This is a genomic window from Paenibacillus salivarius (genome assembly GCF_051307165.1).
Classification (GTDB): Bacteria; Bacillota; Bacilli; order Paenibacillales; family Paenibacillaceae; genus Fontibacillus.
The window spans coordinates 3951440-3977184 of sequence record NZ_CP195592.1; the positions used below are offsets into that span (position 1 = coordinate 3951440).

A 25745-nucleotide genomic window follows, 5' to 3' on the forward strand; every position below is an offset into this window, starting at 1 on the left:
TTTCCCGTTTTTAGTGAATAGATTCAGATGGGTCCTTTCCGGGGTCGAGCCGCGAATCCGCTTCCGACAAATCGCTGAAAATCGCTGCATAATGCTTTACCTGATCCTGCTCGTCCTTGATGGCCGCCACAGAAAGCCATTCCTTGAATACTCTTCCGTCGGCCTTACGGTTAACGATTTCACCCTGCCATTTCCCGGTAGTTTGCAAGGTCCTCCAAAAAAAATCGTAAAAGTCCCGGTCATGGTACCCGGAGCTTAGCACGTTCGGATTTTTGCCGATCACCTCTTCCCTGGAGTAGCCGGTTACTTTGGTGAACGCCTCATTCACCGTCAGGATGACGCCGTTCACGTCCGTCACCATGACGGCATCGGCCGAGGATTGAATAATGTCCGAGGACAGCTTCAGCTTGTTGCCGAAGAATACCCACAGCACCAGAATCAAACTGGCCAGCGAAGCTTCGGATAAAGCCATAAAACCGATCGCGTAATGGCCCGTCCATTCAAATAACAAGGTGAGGAGCAGTGGAGGAAAAAATCCGCCAAGTCCGCCGGCGGCGGATACGATGCCGTTGGCAATCCCCGCTTGTTTGGAAAAATACATCGGCACAAGCTTGAATACGGCGCCATTCCCGATTCCTGCGCAAACCGCGACGAGAAGACAGCCCAGCGTAAACAGCGGCATCGTCAGTCCAAAGGACAGAAGTACGCCGGAAACGGTAAGTCCCGCAAATACCCCGATGAGCACGACGAACGGATTTGCCTTGTCCGAGAGAATCCCGCCAATCGGGCGGAGAAAGGTCGCAAGTGCGATGAACCCTGCGGTTCTCAGGCCGGCGTCGACTTTACTGAGCTCGAAATAACTGACCAGGAAGCCTGGTAAATAAACCGTAAAGGCGACGAAGGAGCCGAATGTGATGAAATAAAACAAACTGAAAAACCACAATTTATCGTTTTTGTATACCTTTTTGAATTGGTCGACGGCGGAAACCTTGATCCTCGGCTCTCCTTTGTCGCCAAAAAGAAGGTTCAACAGGGCAAACAGCCCGAGAAGAACGAGAAAAGCCCTCAGAGCCCCTGCCCATCCGATCGCGTCCGCCAACATCGGAGCCCCGAAGGTGGCAACCGCCGTCCCGATATTGCCCATCCCGAAAATCCCGTTCACGGTCCCGTGCTTTTCCTTCGGATAGTACTTCGGAATCGAAGTAACCCCGATCGAAAACGTCGCCCCGCCGATTCCCAGAAAAAAGCCGCTGATCAGCAGATCGGCCAGCGAGTCGGCATAGCTCAGATAGAGCACCGGCGCAAGCAGTATGATCAAGCTTACCGTAAACATCGTTCTTGCACCGAACCGGTTCGTCATAAAGCCAGCCGGAATACGCAATAAAGAGCCCAGGATAACCGGCACGGCGGTCACCCAAGCCCTCTGTCCGGGCGAGAGCGGAATATCGACGACGATATAGGCGATTAATGAAGACAGCAGCACCCAAGCCATGAAAGATACGACAAGACTTAGCGTCTGAAGCGGAAGCTGAGCTTTTTTTACCATCCGAAGACTCCCCCCTGATAATCGTCCTTTTTTTACCATACCCATTACAACGCCCGGCTAACCAGATAATTCCTATTTTGGCCAAGCGGAAATCGGATATACTTCGATCACATATCAGGACTCCGCGTGAATATACTTTAGTTACAAACCGCTCTTTATTGCCCTAGCAAGCCATTTGGGGAGGTGCTTATCAATGACGACATCCGATTCGAATAAAGGTATGTTCATCGTATCGAAAGAGGACTGGTCGCTGCACCGCAAAGGCTATCAGGATCAGCAGCGCCACCAGGAAAAAGTGCGGGAAGTCATCAAGCAGAATCTTCCGGACCTGGTCACCGAGGAGAACATCATCATGTCGGACGGTAAACAGATCATCAAGGTTCCTCTCCGAAATCTGGAGGAGTACCGCTTTATTTATAATTTTCAAAAACAGAAGCATGTCGGCCAGGGCGACGGGGATAGCGAAGTCGGAGATGTGCTCGCTCAGGATAGCCCGAGGGAGCCGGGTCCCGGAAAAGGAGGAAAAGCCGGAGACCAACCCGGTACGGATTATGTGGAGGCGGAAGTCAGCATCGAGGAATTGGAAGAATTGCTGTTCGACGAACTCGAACTTCCATTCATTAAAGATAAGGACAAACAAGAAGTGGAAACCGTCTCGTTCCGGTTCAACGACATCCGCAAAAAGGGTTTGATGTCCAACATCGACAAAAAACGGACCATTCTCGAAAACCTCCGGCGCAATGCGACCGCAGGGGTCCCCGGTATTCACGGCATTTCTCCCGACGATCTCCGCTATAAAACGTGGGAGGATGTGCGCGTACCGAAAGCGAGCGCCGTGATTATCGCCATGATGGATACGAGCGGGAGTATGGGGGCCTTCGAAAAGTATTGCGCCCGCAGCTTCTTTTTTTGGATGACTCGTTTTCTGAGAAAGCAGTATGAAAAGGTGGAGATCGTATTTCTCGCTCATCATACGGAAGCCAAGGAGGTCAGCGAGCAGGATTTCTTTACCCGCGGGGAAAGCGGCGGCACGATCTGCTCCTCTGTCTATCAAAAGGCGCTGGAAATTATCGATGAGCGTTATCCGCCTTCCAGCTATAATATTTACCCCTTCCACTTTTCCGACGGGGACAATTTGACCTCCGACAATGAGCGCTGCATCCGGCTGATCGGCGAGTTGCTGGAGCGGTGCAACATATTCGGCTATGGCGAAGTGAATCAGTATAACCGGGGCAGCACGCTGATGTCGGCCTACCGGAATTTAAAACAAGACCGGTTTATGTATTACGTCATCAAGGAAAAAGGGGAAGTGTACAATGCGCTGAAACGGTTTTTCCACAAACGGGAAGAGGGGGCTCGGTCGTGACAAGCGAACTCGCAAAGCTGGAATACGCCATTGCGGAAATTATGGAAATCGCGGACGGCTTCGGGCTCGATTATTATCCGATGCGCTACGAGATTTGTCCCGCGGATATCATCTACACGTTCGGGGCCTATGGGATGCCTACCCGCTTTTCTCACTGGAGCTTCGGAAAGATTTTCAATAAGATGAAAATGCAATACGACTTCGGACTCAGCAAAATCTACGAGCTCGTCATTAACTCGAATCCGTGCTACGCCTTCCTTCTGGAAGGCAACTCCCTGATCCAAAACAAGCTGATCGTCGCGCATGTGCTCGCCCACTGCGATTTTTTCAAAAACAATATGCGGTTTTCCGCCACCAACCGGGATATGGTCGAAAGCATGTCCGCCACGGCGGAACGGATCAGCAAATATGAGCTGATCTACGGAGCGGAAGCCGTCGAAACCTTCATCGATTCGGTGCTCGGCATTCAGGAACATGTGGATCCCCAGTTGATCAAGCCGATGCGCTACGATAAACGAAGACAAATGGAAGAAAAGCTGCGCCGTGCGAAAGAAGCGCGGCAGGAGCCGCAGCGGGCCGGTTCGTACGATGATTTATGGGATTTGGATGCAGCCGGGAACCCATCCCGTTCAGCGGCAGGCAAATCCGAACAGACGGGGCTGTTTCCTCCCGAGCCCGAGAAAGATCTCGTTTGGTTCATCCAGGAATACTCCGAATCTCTCGAAGACTGGCAGCGGGACATTATGAGCATGCTTCGTGAGGAAATGCTGTACTTCTGGCCGCAAATGGAAACGAAAATCATGAACGAAGGCTGGGCTTCCTACTGGCATCAGCGGATCCTCCGCGAACTGGATCTGACCAGCGATGAAACGGTCGAATTTGCCAAACTGAACTCCGCCGTCGTCCAGCCTTCCCGGCAGAGCCTGAACCCTTATTATCTGGGGCTAAAAATATTCGAGGACATCGAACGGCGCTGGGATCATCCGACGGAAGAAGAAATGCGGCGATTCGGACGCGAGCCCGGCAAGGGCAGGGAGAAAATTTTTGAAGTCCGCGAACTCGATTCCGATCTCTCTTTTATCCGCAGTTATTTGACCAAGGATCTGGTCCGCGACCTGGATCTTTACATTTTCGAGAAGCAAGGGCCGGAATGGAAGATCACCGATAAAGCTTGGGAAAACATCCGCGATCAGCTGGTCGCCTCCCGTGTCAACGGCGGATCCCCTTACATTGTCGTTAAGGACGGGGACTATCACCGGACGGGAGAATTGCTGCTCAAACACCAGTACGAAGGGATCGAGCTTGACCTGAAATATCTGGAGCGTACGCTTCCCTACGTAAATCGGCTTTGGGGCAGAACGGTCCATTTGGAAACCGTCGTGGAAGATAAAACCGCGCTGTTCAGTTATGACGGGGAGAAACATTATCGGAAGATTCTTTGATATGAATTGATGAAGCTGATGAGTTGACGGTGTAGGGTATTCCTGCGCCGTCATTTTTTAATGGATTTAACGAGAATAAATAACCGGAAATCCTCCTCCTAATCTTGCTCTTGAAGCCAGATCAGGTTATATCAACGGGAAAAGTTCCGATTATTTTCGCGGATGGATCCCTTGCGGAGCGAATTTGGCGAAAATAGCAGGAGATTTTCACGTTAATTTCACCAAATGCAGATTTCGCAAGAAATTAACGGGAGCTTTTCCCGCTAATTGGCTTTGGGCTTCGTTTATTGTGTAGGTCAAGCTGTACCTAATCCAATTTACGCACTATAATTGGGGTTAATGTAACCGTTAACAATGAGTCTGATGATCACACAACATTCATTTTGCGATGAGGAGGAATAGAGTCACCATGGCTACTTTTGAAAATTGCAATATCGAATTTCCGTCGGCGCCTCCGATACCTTCGGCGAAGCCGGTTTTCTCGCCGGGCGAAACCTTCAAGCAAGACGACCTGACGAGTTTGTGGGGATCTCATGATCCCGCCATCTACAGAGATCCCGTTTCGGGCAATTATTATACTTATTGCACTTTCGGTATTGCCAGACGTTCCGTGGATTTGATTCGCTGGGAAACGATCGGCAAAATTGTGGACAACCCGCCGCAGGAGTCGGCAGAATGGGTGGGCGGAACCTCCATCTGGGCGCCGGATATCATCAAGGTCGGTGACGAGTATCGGTTGTACTGCTCCAATTCGTCATTCGGCGTCCGGCAATCCGCGATTTTTTTGGCGGTGGCCGACTCCCCGGAAGGGCCCTTCATTCCTAGAGGCTGCGTACTGAAAACGAGCGAGCCGGATTCCCCCGTCAACGCGATCGACGCCAATTTAGTCGTGGATGAGGAAACGGGAGAGCACTATATGGTGTACGGGTCGTTCTGGGGCGGAATCCATATTCTGAAACTGGATGAAAAGACAGGACTTGCCGCCGAAGAAGGCATCGGCAAATGCCTGGCCTGCCGGCCCGCATGGACGGACCGTTCGATCGAAGGACCTTATATCAAATATAATCCGGATACGGGCTACTACTACCTGTTTGTGTCTTACGGTTCCTTAAGCAGCGATTACAATATCCGGGTAGGCCGAAGCAAGAGCCTGTTGGGGCCATATCTCGATCCGAACGGAAGAGAAATGACCGATTTGAACGATGATCGGAACGAAATCGGATATATGATCGCCTGCGGATATCAGTGGTTTGACGGACAAGGGTATATGGGACCGGGACATAACTCCGTACTTCGCGATTTCGACGGAGAATGGTATCTGACCTGCCATATCCGGGAACACCATTTTACCGAGCCGCAAATCGCCACCATGCATATTTACAAAATGCTGTGGACTCCCGACGGATGGCCGGCCCTTGTCCCCCAATGCTATGCGGGAGAAAAAACACAACCGATCGGCAAGGCATGGATCGCGGGAAGCTATGAAAGAATCAAGCTCGTTCCCGCCATTCCCCAAGGCGTTTACCACTCCGTTCCGATGGTTCTGAAAGAAGACGGGATATTGGAATGCTGCTCCTTAAGGGGAACCTGGGAATACGCGGATGAGACGACCGTTATCCTCAGGTACGGGAATATCGAGGAAACCTGCCGGGTCACCCCGGCCTGGGACTGGCAGCGAAACGAGCCTACGCTCGCGCTGACGGGCAAAGACCAATTCGGCATTGCCGTTTGGGGTAAAAAACGCTGACACAACCGGTGGATCTAAGTAACGACATACAAGAAGAGCCGGGCAAGGAGAAAGTTGTTAGGGAAAGCAGATAAAGTTTCATAGAGGTAGTCGGTAGCTTGATTAATTAGGAAGTTTGTTGAAGGTCAGTTTGCTGGTGCACAGTGTGTTGAGTAGATCGTGTGCTGAGTAGATGGCGTGCTGAGTAGATGGCGTGCTGGTGGACGGTTAATAGGCTGGCGGTAAGTGGAAAGGTAATTCGTTGACAGTTGGTTGGTTGGGGAGGCGGTTGGTTTGGTGCACAGAGAGTTTGGTGGTGCTTCCCCCATCGTCTTGAGTGGAAATTATCCAACGAAAATCAGCATTTGACGCTCTAAAAACGGCTTCATTGGATTTTTTCCAATCAAGCCTGTTAAAACTGCTGTTTCCCCATCTGTTGATTGGATTTTTTCCAACCAAGGGATGTTACAAGGCAACAGCAACTACATAGCAACAGCCGGTGCAACCCTTCATGGCAACAGCCGCTATCTTACCAAACCAAAACCAAGCACGGCTTAATCGAGCCGACCTGACCCCCGGGCGGGGAGTCCAACTACTTGGACTTCCCGCTCTTTACCCATTGCGCGACGGAGACGGTACGCTTCGCCTGATATATGACGCCGTCGCGCAAATTTTCCTGGATCTGACCGTCCTGCCCTACCGTTGCGCTCATGCCGTAAGGGTTGCCGCCCGACGCAAACGTGACCGGGTCCGTATACCCAGGTGCCGCAATAATCGCTCCCCAATGGTACATCGTCGTATACAGCGACAGGATGGTCGCCTCCTGCCCTCCGTGCGGATTGCTGGCGCTGGACATGGCGCTGACCACTTTGTCTACCAGCTTGCCCTGGGCCCACAATCCGCCGGACGTGTCGAGAAATTGCTTCATCTGGGCAGCGATGTTTCCGAATCGGGTCGGCGTACTGAAGATAATCGCATCCGCCCACACGAGATCGTCCAACGTTGCGACGGGCACATCCTTTGCCGCCTCCACGTGTGCTTTCCATGCCGGATTGCTGTTGATCGCCGATTGCGGCGCCAGCTCCTGGACTTTCAGTAGCCTGGTTTCGGCCCCCGCCGACTTCGCCCCTTCTTCCGCCCATTTGGCGAGTTGATGATTGGTCCCCGTAGAACTGTAATAAATGACTGCAAGCTTGATGTCTGCCATGAGTTGTTCCTTCTCCTTTTCCATCGACGATATTCTCCTATATTATTAACCCGTTTTCCCCGGCCCGATTCCATGTTCCACCAAAAAAAGCCCGGCGATATGAATATCGCCAGGCATATATTTCATAGGTTACCGGTTCAGCAGGCTGCCTACATAGCGCAGCAGTTCATTGGCGCAAACCGGGCAGTATCCGTGCTCGTCGATCAGACGCTTGCTGACCTCGTTGATTCGTTTAAGCTGATTTTCGTCGGGCGTCTTCGTCGAAGTCGTTATTTTAACGATATCCTTAAGGTCGGCGAACAGCTTCTTCTCTATCGCTTCCCGCAGCCGGTCGTGGTGATTGTACTCAAACTTTCTTCCTTTGCGGGAATAGGCGGAGATGCGGATCAGAATTTCCTCGCGAAACGCCTTTTTGGCGTTTTCCGATATACCGATCTGTTCCTCGATCGACCGCATCAGCCGCTCGTCGGGATCCAGCTCCTCATCCGTCAGGGGGTCGCGGATTTTGGTCCAGTTGCAAAACGCCTCGATATTGTCGAGGTAGTTTTCGAACAACGTTTTTGCGGATTCTTCAAACGAGTAGACGAACGCCTTTTGGACTTCTTTTTTGGCCAGTTCATCATATTCCTTGCGGGCGATGCTGATAAAATTCAGGTAACGCTCCCGTTCCTCTTTCGTAATCGACGCGTGCTGGTCAAGTCCGTCTTTGATCGCCCGCAATATGTCCAGCGCGCCCATGCAATGCAGATCTTGCTTGATCAGAGCGCTCGAAATCCGGTTGATGACATAGCGCGGATCGACCCCGGACATGCCTTCCTCCAGATACTCGTTCTGCAGCTCTTTCAAATCCGCATCCTTATAGCCTTCGACTTCTTCCCCGTCGTAAAGCCGCATCTTTTTCACGAGGTCGACGCCCTGCTTTTTCGTTTCCTTCAGCCGCGTCAATATCGAGAAAATCGCCGCGGACCGCAAGGCATGCGGGGCGATGTGGATATGGCTCATATCGCTTTGCCCGATCAGCTTGGCGTAAATTTTCTCCTCCTGCGACACTTTGAGGTTGTAAGGGATGGGCATGACGATCATCCGGGATTGCAGGGCTTCATTTTTTTTGTTGGCAATGAACGCTTTGTACTCCGATTCGTTCGTATGGGCAACGATCAGTTCATCCGCGCTGATCAGCGCAAATCTCCCCGCTTTGAAATTGCCTTCCTGGGTCAGGGACAGCAAATTCCACAAAAATTTCTCGTCGCATTTCAGCATTTCCTGAAACTCCATCAAGCCCCGGTTGGCCTTGTTCAATTCCCCGTCAAAACGGTATGCGCGGGGGTCCGATTCGGAGCCGTACTCCGTAATGGTGGAAAAGTCGATGCTGCCCGTAAGGTCCGCGATATCCTGCGATTTCGGATCGGACGGACTGAAAGTGCCGATGCCCACGCGTCCGTCTTCGGATAGCAGCACCCGCTCCACGGCAACTTTTTCAATATCGCCGCCGTATTCCGTTTTTAATCTCATCTGGCATACGGGGCACAAATTCCCCTCGATCCGGACGCCAAGCTCTCTTTCTACCTCGGGCCGAAGATCGTGCGGGACCAAATGAAGCGGATCCTCATGCATAGGGCAGCCGGAGATGGCGTAAACGGCCCCTTTGTCCGTTCGCGAGAACTTTTCGAGCCCCCTCTTCAGCAGGGTAACCAGTGTTGATTTGCCGCCGCTGACGGGCCCCATCAATAACAAAATCCGCTTGCGTACATCCAGGCGCCTGGCGGCCGAGTGGAAATATTCCTCCACCAGCTTTTCGATGGCACGATCAAGCCCGAATATTTCCTGCTCAAAAAATTTATACCTCTTTCGGCCGTTAACTTCTTCGACGCCGTGAGACTCGATCATGGCATATACCCGGGCATGGGCCGTCATCGCAGGTGCAGGATCTTTGGCGAGCAGCTCGATATATTGCTTGAATGTGCCATTCCAGACAAGCGAATCGCTCTCCGCCCGGTAAGCCGCTATCCGTTCAAAAATGTCCATGTAGGTACCTCCCGTTACTTCCGCTTGGTGTATTCCGTTCCCTCCGTCTCCTGTGCCTGGTGCTGAAACGCTGGGTTAATGCCTCATGATTTGTAAAAAGTGTATTACATACCTATGCGAAGGGAGCGGATAAGTTGACCGGAGGATATGATATAATTTTTTAATAAGACAAATCAGGTGAAAAGGAAGATCGTGATGGCAGTACAGCATGAGACGGAACTGTATGCGCCTTTAAAAGCGTTTTTTGAAGAGCGGGGATATACGATAAAAAGCGAGGTGCGGCACTGCGATTTGGTCGGCGTCCGCGAGGGGAGCGAACAACCGCTGATCGTGGAAATTAAAAAAACGTTCAACCTTCCCCTGCTGCTGCAAGGATTGGAACGGCAAAAGCTGAGCCCCGACGTCTATCTTGCCGTGGAGCGCAACCGCGCAAAACGCGGTGCGCATAACCAGCGTTGGAGCGAGCTCACTTTGTTGTGCCGCAGGCTTGGTCTCGGTCTCATTACGGTGACCCGGTTCAAGACGAAAAGTCCCTTTGTTGAAATCCTGTGCAGCCCTGGCGATAAAGTGATCGTGCCTTCTCCGAAAGTGGTAAAAACAAGGGCCTCCAAGCTGCTGTACGAGTTCAATGAGCGAAGCGGCGACTACAATGTCGGCGGCAGCCATGGAATCCCGCTGGTTACGGCCTATCGGGAAAAGGCGCTCCGCGTCGCCCTGGCCCTTCAGACAGGCGGTCCCGAAATGGCGCCGCGTGAAGTCCGGGACCGAAGCGGGATCGGCAGCGCCGCCGACATCCTTCAGCGCAACTACTACGGCTGGTTTCACAGGGTTGCGCGCGGCCGCTACGCTTTAACCCCGAAAGGCATCGAGGGGCTGGCGCTTTACCGAAACGTCGTGGAAGGCTGGGAGCTTGCCGCTCCGGCCACGGATCGCGAATAAATACTAATCCTCAAGGCGGGCGGTAAACTCCGATAACGCTTCGCCGATCCGCCTGAGTCCTTCCCGGATCTCCGCTTCGTCAAGGCACGAGTAATCGAGCACAATCGTCTCGGTGGGCTGCTCACTCCCCCGGCCTCGCCGATCCGCTAGCGCAAACGCCGCTCCGTTCAGGAGCGCCGCTTTAAGCAGGGCTTCCGCCGGAAGCCCTTGCGGCAAGGATACCCGCCATTTCGAACCGCCTTCGGGATCCGGCACGCATACCGTCCCTCGCCATGCCCGATCCGAAAGCAGGCCGCCTACAAGCTTATGCTTCCCGGATTTCCCCTCCTCGCCCGGAGTCCCTGCTCCCCTCTCTCCTGAACCGGCAAACGAAATCAAGGATCCTTCATGCATTTGCCGCTCGACCTTCCCCTTCCACATTTCCGGCAAACTTTGAATCATCTGCCGAAGCCAAATTTCCATGCCGTTCCCTCCCGTCTCGTTCCTGTCAAAATTGTAAGCGAGGACAAACATTCCGGACAAATCCCGCGTAGGCCACTTCCGAATATTGATAGTTTGTGAAGGATTCTAGCGATTTTTGCGATAATAGGTTCCCCGTGATAGAATGGTGTCTGGAAATAACGACCCAGAGGTGAACCTGATGTCTTTACAATCGGAACTTGGAGCCGAAACGACTCGAAAACGAAAGCCCGGAAGGCTCTCTCCGAAATGGATTGTGCTGATCTGGATACTTTTGATCGGAGCCGGGACGGCCTCCGCCTACTTATACAACAATTATTTGAAAGAATCGATGATGACGCAGCTGGACGCCAAATTTCAAGCCCGGACGGATGCCCTGAAAGCGGACTACACGACGCAATTGACCGCCCTCGGCACCCAAGTGAGCGATCTCCAGAGCAAGGTGGAAGCCTTTAACGAACTGCTCGAGTTCACTAAGGACAATACCACCACGAAAACGGACAACAGCAACAAGCTGTACACCCAGTTGAACGAGGTCAAACAACAGCTCGCCGAACTGCAGAAGAAGATGGAATTGTTAAAATGATGACTCCTGCAAAACAAATCAACCGTTTCTTTCTGCTTGCTACCGGGCCGCTCATCGGATGGATCATCGCCCTCCTGATCGGGGGGACCAGCATGCCGTGGAACCGGGAACCCGAACCGTTTGCTCCGGCAACGAACATCCCGCAAACCTCAAGCATGATCGGCAAACAGCTGGATGAAGCGAAGGAAGCCGCAAAGCTGACGGCATCGTCCATCAAAGAAACGACGGAGCTGTATCATAAAACGACCTCGACCGTGTCCGCGATCGTCCAGACGGCGGAGCAATCGGCGAAGCTTCCCGAAACGATTTATAACAAGAGAATCGTCGGCAAGCTAGGTACGCCTTTCGAAACGATCCAAAGCGATAAAATCCGGATCGAACTGTACAAGGTCAATCCCGGCACATATAAAGGTTATGCCATGAAGATCAAATTAAAAACGACGGATGCCATGAAAATGGTGTTGGGCAAGGATAAGCTCGGAGGAGCGGAAACGACCATGCGTGCGGTTCAGCGGCATGGGGCCGTGGCCGGCATCAATGCCGGGGGGTTCGCCGATTCGCGCGGACAACGTTACCCGTTAAGCACCACCGTGTTAAATGGAGAATATTTAACGGGATTTGAGCCGTCGTACAAAGATTTGTTCTTCGTCGGCCTAAATAAATCGGGCAAGTTGATCGGAGGCAAATTCAAAAACAAAGCAAATTTGGACAAGCTGGAACCACTGTTCGGCGCATCCTTTGTTCCCGTATTACTGCAAGACGGCGCAAAAACGACCATTCCCGAAAAATGGCAGCAATCTCCGCTACGCGCACCGCGTACGGTTATCGGAAATTACAAGGATGACCAGCTGCTCGTAATGGTGATCGACGGAAGAGACGAAAATGGCAGTTCCGGAGCCACTTTAGCGGAACTACAAGCGAAATTGCTCAAGCTTGGCGTTCAGGACGCCTATAATCTGGATGGAGGCGGATCATCCTCGCTCGTTGTGAACGGGCGTGTCGTGAACCATCCTTCGGATGGCCAGCTGCGGCCGGTGCCGACTCACTTCCTGTTTTTTAAGTAGCGGGTAAAATCCAGGACTCTCTTGTCTATGATATTATTCACAATATTATTTATTTTTTCCGGATTGACGGGTATAATAGGGGCAAGAGTTAATCGCGGAGGTGTGCACCTTGACTTTTTCGCTCGTATTTTGGATTATCGCTTTGGTGTTTGCTATGTTCCTTTGCGGGATTTTGACCGCGTCTTACAATGACGACAAAACAAAAGGCCTGTAATAAATGAGCTTCCCTTTCCGGGAAGCTTATTTATTTTCAGACCTGAATGGCGGTTGCCGCTTGATGAGGTATCTTCAAAATTAGGACAGACGACTCATTTCAAGCAAACATTGGCCGCAAATAAAACGCTCCTTAAAGTCGCTTACTTGCTCCATGGAACCGCAAAATACACATTTCGGGCGGTATCTTTCCAGAATAATATGGTCGCCCTGCACCAGAATCTCCACAGGGTCCCCCTCGTTCATTTGATACCGTTTGCGCAATGATTTGGGTAAGACAATTCTCCCCAGCTGGTCCACTTTACGGACCACACCAGCAGGTTTCATAAAACGTACACCTCTCCTGAATAATTTGATATGTAAAAATAGAACCAAATACCTATTGATACTTATTCGCTATATTATTCAGGATTCCTGCCGATTCGCTAAATCTCGACGTTTTTTATTATTTTGGCCGGATTTCCACCGACGATCGCCCCCGCCGGAACGTCTTTCGTCACGACCGCGCCGGCGGCAATGACGGCATTATCGCCAATTGTCACGCCGGGAACAATGACCGCCCGTCCGCCGATCCACACGTTATTCCCGATCTTGACCGGCTTGCCGAATTCGGCGCCGGAATTCCGTTCAGCCGGGTTAAGCGGATGCGTAGCCGTATAGATATGCACGCCTGGAGCCATGAAGCAATAGTCCCCGATATGAACTTCGCAAACGTCCAAAATCACGCAATCGAAATTGGCATAAAAATGATTTCCTACGTAAATGTTCGATCCGTAATCGCAACGAAATGTCGGTTCGATATAAATATGCTCTCCGGTTGCGCCGAACAGATCTTTTAAAATGGATTTCCTTTGCTCATGCTCGTCTTCCAGCGTTTGATTGTACAAGCGCGTCAGTTTGCGCGCTCTCAAGCGCTCTGCGACCAACACCTCGTCGCCGGCGTTGTACCACTCTCCAGCCAGCATTTTTTGTTTTTCCGTTTTATTCTGAGACATCCGAATTTACCTCCAAAATGATCAGTCTGTATTTAATCCATGCCCGGGAAATCCAGTTGCCGAAGCGCTTCATATACGATGATCGCCGCGGAATTCGATAAGTTCAGCGATCGTACTTTGTCCGTCATCGGCATCCGCATCAGCGTCTCCGGATGAGCCTCCAAAATTTCCGGTGCCAGTCCTTTTGTCTCCTTGCCGAACACCAAAAAGTCACCGTCCCGGAATTGTATATCGGTATACCGTTTCTGCGCCTTTGTCGTCGCAAAAAAGAACCGGCTGCCGCTGTACTTTTCCTCCACTTCCCGGAAAGAATCGTGGTATTCGATATTTACGGCGTACCAATAATCGAGGCCCGCCCTCTTCATCGTTTTGTCATCGGTTCGAAAGCCAAGCGGGCGGACCAGATGAAGATGGGTGCCCGTCGCCGCGCAGGTGCGTGCTATGTTGCCGGTATTGGCCGGGATTTCCGGTTCCACGAGTACAATATGCAATGCCATGTTGATCCACACTCCGTATGTCTTTTTAAAATCCACTCACATTCATATATTATACCAGCCGACGGCAAATAAAAGCGACAGCCTGAGGATTATCCCCGGCTGCCGCAATTTGATTATCCAATGTTATCCGTTCTTTTGCTGGAATTCCTTCATGAAATCGACCAAGGCTTTCACGCTTGTATACGGAACCGCATTGTAAATGGATGCGCGCAAACCGCCAACGCTGCGATGTCCTTTCAGGCCAACGAATCCTTCCGCTTCCGATTGCTTGATGAACTGCTTTTCGAGATCCTCGGAAGCCAGACGGAACGTCACGTTCATGATCGAACGGTCCGCTTCGTTCGCGCAGCCTTTGAAAAATCCGCCGCTACCGTCGATCGCTTGATAAAGCAGATCCGCCTTCTCGCGGTTTTGTTTCTCGATTCCTTGGAGCGCACCTTGCTCTTCGATCCACTTCAACACTTCGTTTACCATATAAACCGAGAAGGATGGCGGAGTGTTATAGAGGGAATTGTTTTCGGCATGCGTGTCGTAACGGAAATAAGTAGGAATATGCTTCGGCGAATTTTGCAGCAATTCTTCCCGGGCAATGACAACCGTTACGCCGGACGGTCCGAGGTTTTTCTGAGCCCCCGCATAAATGAGACCGAACTGGTTCAAATCGAACGGACGGCACAAAATATCGCTCGACATATCCGCGATCAAAGGAACGCTTCCCGTGTCCGGATAGGATTGGAACTGGGTACCTTCAATCGTTTCATTGGACGTCACGTGCAGGTAAGCCGCATTGCTCGGCAGTTTCAGGCCGGAAAGGTCCGGGACGGACATATATTTATCTTCTTCCGACGAAGCCGCTACGAACGTTTCACCGATCAGCTTCGCTTCCTTCAGCGCCTTGTTAGCCCAGCTCCCCGTTTTGACGTAGCCGGCCGTCTTCCCTTCGGTAAGCAAGTTCATCGGAAGCATGGCGAATTGCGTCGTTGCGCCCCCTTGCAGGAACAGTACTTTATAGCCTTGCGGATTGCCGAGCAGGCTCAGAAGTCTGCTGGCCGCCTCATTGTGAACCTCTTCGTAAACCTTGCCGCGGTGGGACATCTCCATAATGGACATTCCCGTTCCCTTGAAATCGACGAATTCCGCTTGCGCGCGTTCAAGCACGGCAAGAGGCAGGGCCGCCGGTCCGGCGTTAAAGTTGTAAGCTCTTTGGCTCATGTTCTCCCAATCCTTTCTCTTCCCTCTATATTTTATAAGTAACGAAGCTTTCAGATTAAGGATTATCATAGCAACTATTCTTTTTTACGGCAAGCTGATATTTCGTCAAAAACAGCAGTTTACGAAAATTGACACATTAACGCTTTATCTCATTGCAGAAACATAATCCCCGGCAAAAAACTCATAAACCCGAGCCCAGTTTTTCCGTTCACCAGGAGCAATTTTCATTTCGATAAACATTTCCGGAGAAACGACATGCCGATCCCCCCATACCGCCACCGAGGAAACGGTAAATTTACTGAGTTCACGAACCCCCGCACCGCTTGGGGTATGGAGCAGCTCCCACATCCAAGGAACCTTTTCCCCCTCAAAACCGGGCAGGCGAAAATAGAACGGCTTGGTCGGTTCCCTCCGCCAGGTCACGCCCTTCTCACCGAAGCAAAGCCCATCCATCGTATCTTCCTCATCCGCCCACGGGAGCGGTTTAAAAGGAAAATTCAACGTATAATCCGGTCCGATGGAATGTCCGTCAATGCCGAGAAAGTTATGACAATATTCTTCGGTCACGATCGGCTTTTCCCCCACATTAAGAAGCGAGTACTCCACGGTCAGCAGGTTTTTGTCAATCATTACCGTTTTGACCATGTCTGCCGCATAGCCGCCGCAATTCTCGGGCCGTGTCCGGAAGCTGATCTTTCGCTCGCTCTCTTGTACGATTTCGATCTCGAAAGGCTTAATCGGATATTTACGCGAAAAATCGTACTTTTCACCGTCCGGCTTGGTCAAAAGACCGACCCCCAGTTTGGGGAAGGCTTCCCCCGGCCGCGTTTCGCCGTATCCCATCGCTTCCTTGATGCCGAACTCGTTGCATAACCCTGCCCCGCCTGTACCCTGGCCGGGAACCAGGCTTTCCGGCACACAGAAAGCGTGGTTCCCCTCCAGTAAGGCGACGCCTGTAATAAATCCGCTCCAGTCGAATCGGGATCCGTTATAATCACCTGGCTTGGCGATGTCGATAACCATATGCTCATTCTTCAGTTGATAAGCCATCGGTGCCTCCCGCGATTATTCGCCCAGAACGATTTCGACCGCATGCACGCCGTCTTCGGAAAGGGCTTCGATCACGGAACGCTCTACCAGGCAGCCGTTCCCCTTCGCACTGTATGTCGCGGATTCGCCGTTGATCAGTACGGATTTCACGCGGTAGCTTCCGAAATCGGCTCCTTGCGGATTGAGGTAAACAACCCGAAGCATCCGGCCGGCAAACAAGGTTTCCACGCACGCCTGGCCTGCATCATCAAATTGCGCTTTGGTCAGTTTCGGTTCCAGATGCAAATCTCCGTAAAATCCTTTTACGCCAAAAACTTCCGTCAGTTTGGTAAGCAGCAGCCAGCTTGCCGAACCCGTCAAGTAGGTGTACATGCCACGGCCTTTTTCGTTAATGTACTCCGGTACGCCGGGGTACATCCGGCTTTTTTCGAAATCAACGGACAATTTGTAAATCGAGTCCAGCACATCAAAGCCTTCCTTGACGAATCCGCGCTTATACAATGCGTTTCCGTACATGACCGTCATGTGGCTGAACATCGCGCCGTTCTCTTTATGCCCGAAAGCGAACCCGAATGCGCGTCCCAAGTTCTGCTGAATGCCTCCGAACCGGGAATTCAGGCGGTAACCGATGTTTTCGTCCTTCAAATAGCGGTTAACGGCTTCGGAAATTTTGCCGACCTGATCATCCGTGGCCACCGCGCCCATAATGCCGAACACCTGGCCCGTGAGCGTCATGCGAACGCCATTCGGATGATCGCCTTCCACCCGCTCCGCATCGTCGTTGTAGTAACCGTTGAACCATTCATAGCCTTCCTTGCTCCGGATCCACTCGTTTTGGCGCAAATGCCCGATCATCCATTCCGCTTTTCTTTTCAGATCGTCGGCTGCCTTCACGATGTCGAGTTTCACCTTCGCTCCCGACACGGCCGGCACAACCTTGCTGAAGTAGCGGTCGAGAAGCGCGCGTTTTTCGGCAATGCTGTCATACGAAACCGGATTCGAGAACGAATCGAAGAGAATGGCCATCTCCTCCGCGACTTCAATCGCGTCTTGCCCGGTTCTATGGTACAGCGCAAGCAGCAGTTCCGACAATTCCATCAGGTTGTTGGCGTAAAAAGCGGTAAACGCCACGCTCTCGCCACGATTCGGAGCCAGATCCAATCCGTCGTTCCAGTCCGCGCCCTCCAGCAAAATATTGCCGTGCTCACCGACATGGAAGAAAGGCGTCATATTTTGCAGCAAAATGTGTTCGAGGATCGTTCCTTCATATACCCGGCCGTCGCTGGTCAAGAGCTTGTTTCCTTGCTCCGGAGTCCAGGTCAGATCGCGATCCTTGCATCTTGCGACAAAAACATCCCGGAAATACGTTTGCGGCTGCAGGAGCAGCTCCAGGTCTCCGCTCTGATGGATATACAGCAAAGTCGTCAGCAGCGGCCAAGCGCCATGGTCCATCCACACCCGCGGGATGTTGTTTCGGTCGGCCACGAATTCGCCGGGCTTGGTTCCGATAATCGTAGCATTGCTTCCGTCGATCCGCACACCCGCGTAGTTGTTCAGGAGCAGATGCCGAACTTCCGCAGGCTCCATGACCATGAGCGCCAGACAGTCCTGCCACAAATCCCGCCAGCCCCGGCCGCCCCGGCCATAATCATGATACGGAAGGAAAGAGTTTCCGTACAAGCGGCGTAAAATCGGCTGCAGGGTAACCCATTTCATCCAGAGATCCTCTTCCCGGTCTCCGGTATGGAAAGTTACCGTGTCCAGCTTCTTTTTCCAAAACGCGCGATTTTGCGAAAGCAGTTCGTCGAACCGGGCTTCGGACAAATACTGCTCGGCGATCCGAGCTTCATCGATCCGATCCTCGGCAATCATCATGGCAACGACGTACGATGCTGTTTGGCCCGGCTCAAGCTCGATCTGCTTGAAGCGCAGCGCGCCGATCGCCTCGTATCCTTCCAGCTTTGCCCCGGCGGCTGCCGAAGGTTCCAGGTTGGAAACGATCGCTTCCGGCCAATCCAGCGCGCCTCCCTCGCCGATAAATTCCTCGGTTTCCGGGAAGAAACCGACCGGGGAGGTGCCGTCTGCCGCCGCTCCTAGCACGCCGTAAGTCATTTTATTCACGCGGTGCCCCCGCTCGTCAAAGGACAATGCAGGCTGCACTTCCACGCCGTATTCGGACGTAAAAACACGGTGCAGCAAGGAGGTGACATGGCGGTGATCGCGAAGGTCATCCGCCGAACGCCCGTAAATCGGGATTGCCGCAGTCGGCGTTAAATGAAGGGTGTCTTTTCCCGTATTTGTCAAAGTTACTTTCATCAACTCGATCTTGTCGTCCGTTGCCGGAACAAAATTGACCGTTTCCGCACGGAGCCCCGCCTCCGCGTGCTCCCGGGTCAATTTGTGCCACAGGAAGCCGGCTTCCAGCGTATTTTTCTCGCCTTCGTCCGTGAACATATCGGCATTTTGTTTCGCCGAATTCCCGGTGACCGACCAAGCCCCCTTACCCGCAATGGAAACCCAGAAATTGCGCGAGCCTTTGGAGTTATGCAGGTCCATGACGGATACGGGCTCCATCAAAAAAGTATTATGTCCCGACGTCATTTCTCCGTGCAGGTTCGGCGTGATCGCCGACATCATTCCCGCCTCGTTCACCAGCGGGAAGTACAGCGAACTGTTCTTTTCCGGCTGCTCCAGCTTGAATTCCCCGTTCGAGCCTTGATAAACCCAGCTTTTACTTGTCATACGGCATGCTCCCTCTCTCATGATTTTCTTGTATTTTACTTTTTTATATATCGAATACCATTTTGCACATATAAATGAATCCCGTTCCCCGAAGGACGGGATTCATATCTTGTGAAAGGCTTAGGATTTGACAGCCCCGGCCAGAGCGCCGTCCACAAGGTATTTTTGAATAAAGGTGTACAGGATAATGAGCGGCGCGGCCACAATCGTGATCCCGCAAGCCAGCAACGGCCAGTTGTTTCCGTATTGGCCTTTGAATTCCTTAAGACCGAATGTAATCGGATAGTGCGCCTTGCTTGGGAGATACATGATCGGTCCGACAAAGTCGTTCCAGATGCCGATAGCCGTCAAAATAACCCCTGTTGCAATAACTGGCTTCATCAGCGGCATGATGATTTGCATCAAATACCGGAAATAACCCGATCCGTCCATGCCGGCCGCTTCGTCCAAATCCCGGCTGATCGATTTGATGTAACCGACGAACATCATGAAGACAACGCCAGTTCCGGTCGTTTTCAAGATGATGTAACCGAGCTTGGTATCGTAACCGAAGAACTCCAGGCTGTCCTTGAACGAAAGCATTAATTTATACTGGGCAACCATCGGGTTCGGCAAAAATTGCGACAACAGGAAGAAAAGATAAATGAATCCGCTCCACTTCACATAGTTACGGGCAACCGGAAACGCGCCCAACAGCGAAACGAGGATGGTTAACACGGTCGCGATTCCGGTATAAATCACGCTGTTCAGGAAATAGTTCGCAAAATTCCCTTCCGTCCAGGCCGTAACGTAGTTATCCCATTGCACTTCCTTGACGAGTCCGATCGGGTTCATCAAGTATTCGGGATAAGTCTTAAGCGAAACGTTCAAAACAAGAATAAGCGGAACGATATACAAGACAAGCAGGATCGCGATAACGGCATAGGACAGCGTGGTAAACGATTTGGAATTTTTCATGATTAATATTCCACCTCTCTTTTACGCATCTGCTTCACCGCTACGACGACAAAGACGAGAATAATCAGGAATTGCACGACCGAAAGCGCGGACGGAAGTCCCATTTCCAAACTGCCGCGGAACGTTTCCTTATAGACGTCATAGGCCATCGTTCTCGTATTGAACTTACCGTCGGTCGTCGCCAGAATGATATCGAACGTCGACATCGCCCCGATGATCGACAGCAGCATATTGACCGTAAACGACGAAGCGATCAGCGGGAACGTAATATGGCGGAAAGACTGCCATTTGTTCGTACCGTCGATATATCCGGCTTCATACAAATCTTTCGGTACGGACTGGAGACCCGCCAGGAAAATCAGCATCGAATAGCCCATGTACATCCAGATTTGCACGAAAATAATGTATCCGAACGCATGAGTAAAGCTGGAAAAGAACATATCTTTATATCCGAACAGCTTTTCATACAGCATATTTACGGGGCCGCTCAACGGGTCGAACATCATGCCCCAAATCAAAGCGACAACGGCAACCCCAAGCACCACCGGCAGGAAAAACACCGCCCGGTAGAAATAGTCCCCTTTCAACCGTTGGTTAATCAGCACCGCAATAAACAATGCAACGCCGTTCTGCACGATCGTAACGACAAACATGAAAATCAGTGTATTTAGAATGGAGCGCCAGCGTTCTCCAGAGTTTCCGGCATAGAAGAGGTCGTAGTAATTTTCCAAACCTACAAATTTCATCGTACTTCCGGGGATGTTCTTCACATCGGTAAAAGAGTAAATCACCGTCATTACAGAAGGTCCAAAATAAAATATCAAGTACAATCCCAACGGGATCAAAAGCAGCAAAAACGGTACATACCTAGAAAAGCCTTTGCCAAATGGATACATCTCTCTCACCTCACAAATCCAATCATTTGAATTAAAACGGGGTCTGCCTGCGCAGACCCCAAGGGCAGTATGGTTTAATGCTTATTATCTAATTGGTTATTACTTAGGAGCCGCAGCTTCCCATTCTTTTTGTTGAACGTCGGCAAGCTCTTTAGCACTTTGGAATTGGCCGCCCGGAGCGAGGTATTCCGTATGGACGCCTTCCGCAGCCAGGTGTTCGCCTACATTTTCACGGTTGATCATGAGAATTTCGTAAGCCAGTTCAAAGTTCCCGAGATACGGAGCGATTTCGTTGTCGATAAATTCGCTGTCCGTCGAAATGTTGTCCTGCGTCGGAATAAATCCGGCCGCTTTTACGAAAGTCGTGTAGTTTTCCGGCTGGGAGAAGAACTCCATCCACTTCAGAGCGCCTTCCTTGTTCGGGCCTTTTTCGGCCACATACCAAGTCACGTCATATTTTCCTACGAACGAAGCATTCTTCTCGGCATCTTCGGTTGCAGGAACCGGGAAATATCCGAATTTCAGGTCAGGGTTCGCCGTCGCGATCGTCGGTGCGTCCCAAGAACCGTCAGCCAGCATAGCGACTTTGCCGGATGCAAAGATAGACGGAGCGGAAGCATAGTCGATACCCATAAATCCGTCGATCATGTAGTTATCTTGCAGCGTCTTCATTTTCTCGAGCACTTCTACAGCTTCAGCGTCGTTGAAAGCCGTTTCGCCTTTCCATACGCCTTCGATCCATTTTTGCTGGTTGCCGCCGCCCAAAATTTTCGCTTGCAGCGAGAACGCAGGCAGTTTCAAAGGCCATACGTCTTTACCGGCTACGCCGATCGGCGTAATGCCTTTTGCTTTCAGATCATCATTAAGCTTGATGAATTCGGACCAAGTCTTCGGTACCGACAGTCCGTTTTGCTCGAAGATTTCTTTGTTGTAGAACAAGCCGGACATCGCTACCTTACCTGTAGGAATCGCATATACTTTTCCGTTGTAAGTACCCGCTTGCTCGATATCGTTAGCGTTCCAGTTTTTCACGAAAGCTTGGTCGGACAGATCGGCAATCAGGCCGGAATCGATCCATTGCTGCCAGTCAGGCACTTTCGCGCCCGGCGTCCACTCTTTCGGAGAAAGTCTCATCCCGGACAAGTCGGCCATAATATCTACGTCGTTAGCCGTGATTCTCGCTCTTTGCGCTTGTTTATACTCGTCGTCAGGACCCGTTGTCGTATACTCCACTTTGTACTCAGGGTACTTGGCTTCGAAGGCCTTATTGATTTCTTCCATCGCTTTATTGATGTTTTCTTGTTTCCAGTGAAGAATTTTAATGACTTTCTTATCACCGGAAGCTTTGCTCGTAGATCCTTCATTCCCTGCCGCCGTGTTGCCGCTGTTGTTGCCGCCGCACGCCGCCAGGCTTAGTGTCAGCGCCCCCGCCAATACCAAGGCTGAAATTTTCTTGACCATTGTGTTACCCCCTACTTGGTAATATTAATGACGCCCTTCTCTTCCAACGATTCCCGGATTGCTGCAATTTGGCGATATGCAGATCCTGATGCCTCTAAAATTTTCGTAGATTTTTCGCCAAAACGGAAGTTTCCGAAAACATTTACCGAAAGCGGTTTCGTCGAAAAACATTATTGCATGTAAAATCGACTTTGTAAAGCCCTATTTTTATTCTCTTTTTTCACCGTGACTCCATAGGGTATCCAAGTTCGATAAGAGCTCGAACTCCTTGATATTATAAGGATTTTCATTGAAACTTAGCTTTCCTTTATCATTGACGAACCGCATCGGGACATGTAAACTGTAGTTACGAAAATTGTTTCGTAATTGCGAAATAACTCTGCGGAACGGACCAAATCCTAATCGAGGAGGGCATCATTTTGTCAGTAAATATTAAAACGATCGCGAAAATGGCGGGCGTCTCCGTCTCGACCGTTTCCAAAATCATTAACAACTATAGCGATATTTCAGAAGAAACCAGAGCGAAAGTACTCGAAATCATGAAAGAAACCGGATATGTGCCTTCCAACTCAGCGAAAACGCTGGCCACCAAGAAATCGAATCTCATCGGAGTCATTTTCGCCGGAAAGCTGAACATCGATTTTACCCATCCCTTTTTTATCGAAGTCTTGAACTCCTTTAAAAAACAGATGGGCTTTCTCGGTTACGATCTGCTATTTTTCTCGAACGAAAAAACCCATGCCCTGGACGGGGACTATTTGGCCCGATGCCGGCATTTCCATGTGGACGGATGCATCATTGTTACGGGACAGCAGGTCGAGCCCTCCATCAGCGAACTGGATCACAGCGAAATCCCTTGCATCGGGGTCGATATCGAGCTGAAGGGCCGAAGTTCTGGTTATATTATGTCCGATAACTACAAAATGTCGTACAAGGTCGTAGAGCATTTTTACCTGCAAGGTTACCGGGAACTCGGCTATATCGGCAGTACGCAGGAATCCGATATTTCGAATATCCGCGAAAAAGGCTATAAGGACGCGATCGAAAGTTTCGGACTGGCGGTGAACGAAAATTGGTTCATCAACGGGGATAACTTCTTCGAAGAGAGCGGCTATGAAGCGATCAACAAAATGATCGCCACCGGAGACCTCCCCCAGGCGATTTTCGCCGCTTCCGACCTGATCGCGATCGGGGCCATGCGGGCCTTGAAGGAACACCGTCTGAACGTGCCTCAAGACGTAGCGATCATCGGCTGCGACGATATTGAGGCTTGCAAGTATACGACGCCATCCTTATCGACGATCCGCCAAAACAAGGACAAGATCGGGCGGCTCGCGGCTTCCCTGCTGTACGATCTCATCAACAACCAATCCGTCACGAGCAACGTGGTTGTAGAACCGGAACTGGTCATTCGCGAATCGTGCGGGAGCCGGTGGAGGGAATAGGGAATACCGCAAAAAAGAAGGCTGGAATCTTTAGAAGCGCAGATGCTTCGGTAAGATTCCAGCTTTTTTTGTATTTCATGCTAAATTAAAGGGAATTCCTCCGTCTAAATCAAGCGATTTTCCTCCCGTTGATTTGTCCAATATAGCCACTACGTAGCTCAAATCGAGAATTTAGCAGGAGGATTTCCGGTTATTTTCGATAAAAGTGCTGCTGAACTGAAAATTAGCCGGAGTATTTCCCTTAATTTTTGATAAACAACCATAAAAAAGACCGGGCAAGTTGCCTTGCCCGGCGTATGAGGATGATTAGAATGATAGCCGTTCCGTTTATCTCCCTATCTTACAGATCGTAGTACAATCCGAATTCATAAGGATGTACGCGGATCGCTACCGATCTTGCTTCCGCACGTTTCAACTCGATGAAGTTATCGATGAATGCTTTCGTGAATACGCCGCCCTCGGTCAGGAATTCATAGTCATTTTCCAAAGCGCTGAGCGCTTCGTCAAGCGACCCCGGAACGCTGCGGATTCCCGCTTTTTCCTCGTCGGACAGGTCGTAAATATTTTTGTCGAAAGGGCCGTACCCTTCTTTGGTCGGATCGATTTTGCGCTTGATGCCGTCGAGTCCCGCCATCAGCATGGCCGAGAATGCCAGGTATGGGTTCGCCGTGGAGTCCGGAGTACGGAACTCGATGCGGCAGCCCTTCGGCGTAACGGCAGCAACCGGGATCCGTACGGCAGCCGAGCGGTTACCTTTGGAGTATACCAGGTTAACCGGAGCCTCGTAACCGGGCACAAGCCGTTTGAACGAGTTCGTGCTCGGGTTCGTAAACGCGATCAGGGCAGGAGCGTGGTAAAGGATACCGCCGATATAGTTCAGCGCGATTTCGCTCAAGTTTGCGTAGGCGCCTTTTTCGTAGAACAAAGGAGTATCGCCGTTAAAGATCGACTGATGCACGTGCATCCCGCTGCCATTGTCGCCGAACAGCGGCTTCGGCATAAATGTCGCCGTCTTGCCGAATTGAATGGCCGTATTGTGAATGATGTATTTATACACCATCAGATTGTCCGCGGTTTTAAGCAGTGTATCGAAACGGAAGTTGATCTCCGCTTGGCCTGCAGTGGCGACCTCATGGTGATGGCGTTCCACGCGAAGTCCCGCTTCTTCCAGCAAACGGCACATTTCGCTGCGGATATCCTGCTGCTTGTCGGCCGGAGCTACCGGAACGTAACCGCCTTTGACCGGAATTTTATAACCAAGGTTGCCGCCTTCCTCGCTGCGCCCCGTGTTCCAGATCGCTTCATCCGAATCTACGGAGTAGAACGTCTTGTTCATGCCGCTCTCATAACGCACATCGTCAAAGATGAAAAACTCGGATTCAGGCGCGAAGAACGCCGCGGTTCCGATTCCGCTGTCTTGCAAATATGACTCGGCACGTACCGCGATGCTACGCGGGTCTCTTTCGTATCTTTCGCCGTCCGGCGTATAAATGTCACAGAAAACGTTCAGCGTCGGATGAGCCGTGAACGGATCAACGAATACCGCTCCATGGTCCGGCATCATGACCATATCCGATTCTTCGATTCCGCGGAAACCCGGAATCGAAGAACCGTCAAACGCGACGCCGTTCACGAAAGTCTCCTCGTCGACTTCCTTGGCCGGAAGAGTGATATGATGCATGCGGCCTGACAAATCGACGAAACGAAAATCAACCCATTCAATTTGCTTTTCCTGAATAGTTTCCATAACCAGTTTGGCTGACATAGTAACTTCCTCCCCAAATCACGAACATTAAATCTTTTAATCCGGTTTAACGTTCATCCTTTTTGTTTGACTTGTCGTCATTATAGAACCGTGGAGGTAAGCCGTCAATGGTCATGTCAGGTATTTTTATGCCTTATGTTAGGTTTTATTAC

General features: G+C 51.1%; 21 protein-coding genes. 7 read left to right on the forward strand and 14 right to left on the reverse strand.

The window, feature by feature from the left end:
• Window positions 1–10 precede the first annotated feature (10 nt).
• Window positions 11–1546, reverse strand: coding sequence for a nitrate/nitrite transporter (locus ACSFXJ_RS18280; RefSeq protein ID WP_435921847.1), 1536 nt, complete (start codon window positions 1544–1546; stop codon window positions 11–13).
• Window positions 1547–1739: 193 nt separating this feature from the next.
• On the opposite strand from ACSFXJ_RS18280, the gene yhbH reads away from it, so the two are divergent.
• The 3 genes from yhbH to ACSFXJ_RS18295 all read left to right on the forward strand — a co-directional run bounded on the left by yhbH (window position 1740) and on the right by ACSFXJ_RS18295 (window position 6101).
• Complete coding sequence (yhbH, locus tag ACSFXJ_RS18285) at window positions 1740–2912, forward strand: sporulation protein YhbH (RefSeq protein ID WP_435921848.1); 1173 nt, start codon at window positions 1740–1742, stop codon at window positions 2910–2912.
• Window positions 2909–4354, forward strand: a complete 1446-nt coding sequence (locus ACSFXJ_RS18290) for a SpoVR family protein (protein ID WP_435921849.1) — start codon at window positions 2909–2911, stop codon at window positions 4352–4354. Before yhbH ends, ACSFXJ_RS18290 begins: the two co-directional genes overlap by 4 nt.
• Window positions 4355–4763: 409 nt before the next feature.
• A complete protein-coding gene (locus tag ACSFXJ_RS18295; protein ID WP_435921850.1) occupies window positions 4764–6101 on the forward strand; it encodes an arabinan endo-1,5-alpha-L-arabinosidase in 1338 nt (445 codons plus the stop codon).
• A gap of 571 nt (window positions 6102–6672) precedes the next feature.
• On the opposite strand, the gene wrbA is transcribed toward ACSFXJ_RS18295, so the two are convergent.
• Window positions 6673–7287, reverse strand: coding sequence for an NAD(P)H:quinone oxidoreductase (gene wrbA, locus ACSFXJ_RS18300; RefSeq protein WP_435925800.1), 615 nt, complete (start codon window positions 7285–7287; stop codon window positions 6673–6675).
• A 129-nt stretch (window positions 7288–7416) separates the two neighbouring features.
• Window positions 7417–9312, reverse strand: a complete 1896-nt coding sequence (locus ACSFXJ_RS18305) for a PrkA family serine protein kinase (protein WP_435921851.1) — start codon at window positions 9310–9312, stop codon at window positions 7417–7419.
• A gap of 195 nt (window positions 9313–9507) precedes the next feature.
• Between ACSFXJ_RS18305 and ACSFXJ_RS18310 the strand changes: the two genes are divergently transcribed.
• Window positions 9508–10251: a DUF2161 family putative PD-(D/E)XK-type phosphodiesterase gene (locus ACSFXJ_RS18310; RefSeq protein WP_435921852.1), complete on the forward strand. Its 744-nt coding sequence runs from the start codon at window positions 9508–9510 to the stop codon at window positions 10249–10251.
• A 3-nt stretch (window positions 10252–10254) separates the two neighbouring features.
• Here ACSFXJ_RS18310 and ACSFXJ_RS18315 read toward each other — a convergent pair whose 3' ends face one another.
• Window positions 10255–10713 carry a hypothetical protein gene (locus tag ACSFXJ_RS18315; RefSeq protein ID WP_435921853.1) on the reverse strand — a complete coding sequence of 153 codons (459 nt, stop codon included), beginning with the start codon at window positions 10711–10713 and terminating at the stop codon, window positions 10255–10257.
• Between the two features lie 178 nt (window positions 10714–10891).
• Between ACSFXJ_RS18315 and ACSFXJ_RS18320 the strand changes: the two genes are divergently transcribed.
• On the forward strand, window positions 10892–11296 hold the full coding sequence (locus tag ACSFXJ_RS18320) for a hypothetical protein (RefSeq protein WP_435921854.1): 405 nt from the start codon (window positions 10892–10894) through the stop codon (window positions 11294–11296).
• On the forward strand, window positions 11293–12360 hold the full coding sequence (locus ACSFXJ_RS18325; protein WP_435921855.1) for a phosphodiester glycosidase family protein: 1068 nt from the start codon (window positions 11293–11295) through the stop codon (window positions 12358–12360). The genes ACSFXJ_RS18320 and ACSFXJ_RS18325 overlap by 4 nt, the downstream gene beginning before the upstream one ends.
• A gap of 294 nt (window positions 12361–12654) precedes the next feature.
• On the opposite strand, the gene ACSFXJ_RS18330 is transcribed toward ACSFXJ_RS18325, so the two are convergent.
• The 9 genes from ACSFXJ_RS18330 to ACSFXJ_RS18370 all read right to left on the reverse strand — a co-directional run bounded on the left by ACSFXJ_RS18330 (window position 12655) and on the right by ACSFXJ_RS18370 (window position 22383).
• Window positions 12655–12900, reverse strand: a complete 246-nt coding sequence (locus tag ACSFXJ_RS18330) for an AbrB/MazE/SpoVT family DNA-binding domain-containing protein (RefSeq protein WP_435921856.1) — start codon at window positions 12898–12900, stop codon at window positions 12655–12657.
• 98 nt (window positions 12901–12998) lie between these two features.
• Complete coding sequence (locus ACSFXJ_RS18335; RefSeq protein ID WP_435921857.1) at window positions 12999–13568, reverse strand: maltose acetyltransferase domain-containing protein; 570 nt, start codon at window positions 13566–13568, stop codon at window positions 12999–13001.
• Between the two features lie 32 nt (window positions 13569–13600).
• Complete coding sequence (trmL, locus tag ACSFXJ_RS18340; RefSeq protein WP_435921858.1) at window positions 13601–14065, reverse strand: tRNA (uridine(34)/cytosine(34)/5-carboxymethylaminomethyluridine(34)-2'-O)-methyltransferase TrmL; 465 nt, start codon at window positions 14063–14065, stop codon at window positions 13601–13603.
• 123 nt (window positions 14066–14188) lie between these two features.
• Entirely contained in the window at window positions 14189–15277 is a 1089-nt protein-coding gene (gene serC, locus ACSFXJ_RS18345; RefSeq protein WP_435921859.1) for a 3-phosphoserine/phosphohydroxythreonine transaminase, read from the reverse strand.
• 144 nt (window positions 15278–15421) lie between these two features.
• A complete protein-coding gene (locus tag ACSFXJ_RS18350) occupies window positions 15422–16327 on the reverse strand; it encodes a hypothetical protein (RefSeq protein ID WP_435921860.1) in 906 nt (301 codons plus the stop codon).
• A 15-nt stretch (window positions 16328–16342) separates the two neighbouring features.
• Complete coding sequence (locus tag ACSFXJ_RS18355) at window positions 16343–19069, reverse strand: GH36-type glycosyl hydrolase domain-containing protein (protein WP_435921861.1); 2727 nt, start codon at window positions 19067–19069, stop codon at window positions 16343–16345.
• A 120-nt stretch (window positions 19070–19189) separates the two neighbouring features.
• A complete protein-coding gene (locus ACSFXJ_RS18360; RefSeq protein WP_435921862.1) occupies window positions 19190–20026 on the reverse strand; it encodes a carbohydrate ABC transporter permease in 837 nt (278 codons plus the stop codon).
• A 2-nt stretch (window positions 20027–20028) separates the two neighbouring features.
• Entirely contained in the window at window positions 20029–20922 is an 894-nt protein-coding gene (locus ACSFXJ_RS18365; protein WP_435921863.1) for a carbohydrate ABC transporter permease, read from the reverse strand.
• A gap of 99 nt (window positions 20923–21021) precedes the next feature.
• Entirely contained in the window at window positions 21022–22383 is a 1362-nt protein-coding gene (locus tag ACSFXJ_RS18370) for an ABC transporter substrate-binding protein (protein WP_435921864.1), read from the reverse strand.
• A 449-nt stretch (window positions 22384–22832) separates the two neighbouring features.
• Between ACSFXJ_RS18370 and ACSFXJ_RS18375 the strand changes: the two genes are divergently transcribed.
• A complete protein-coding gene (locus ACSFXJ_RS18375) occupies window positions 22833–23828 on the forward strand; it encodes a LacI family DNA-binding transcriptional regulator (RefSeq protein ID WP_435925801.1) in 996 nt (331 codons plus the stop codon).
• Between the two features lie 340 nt (window positions 23829–24168).
• Here the strand turns inward: ACSFXJ_RS18375 and glnA are convergent, their stop codons facing one another.
• Window positions 24169–25593, reverse strand: a complete 1425-nt coding sequence (gene glnA, locus ACSFXJ_RS18380; protein WP_435921865.1) for a type I glutamate--ammonia ligase — start codon at window positions 25591–25593, stop codon at window positions 24169–24171.
• Between the last annotated feature and the right edge of the window lie 152 nt (window positions 25594–25745).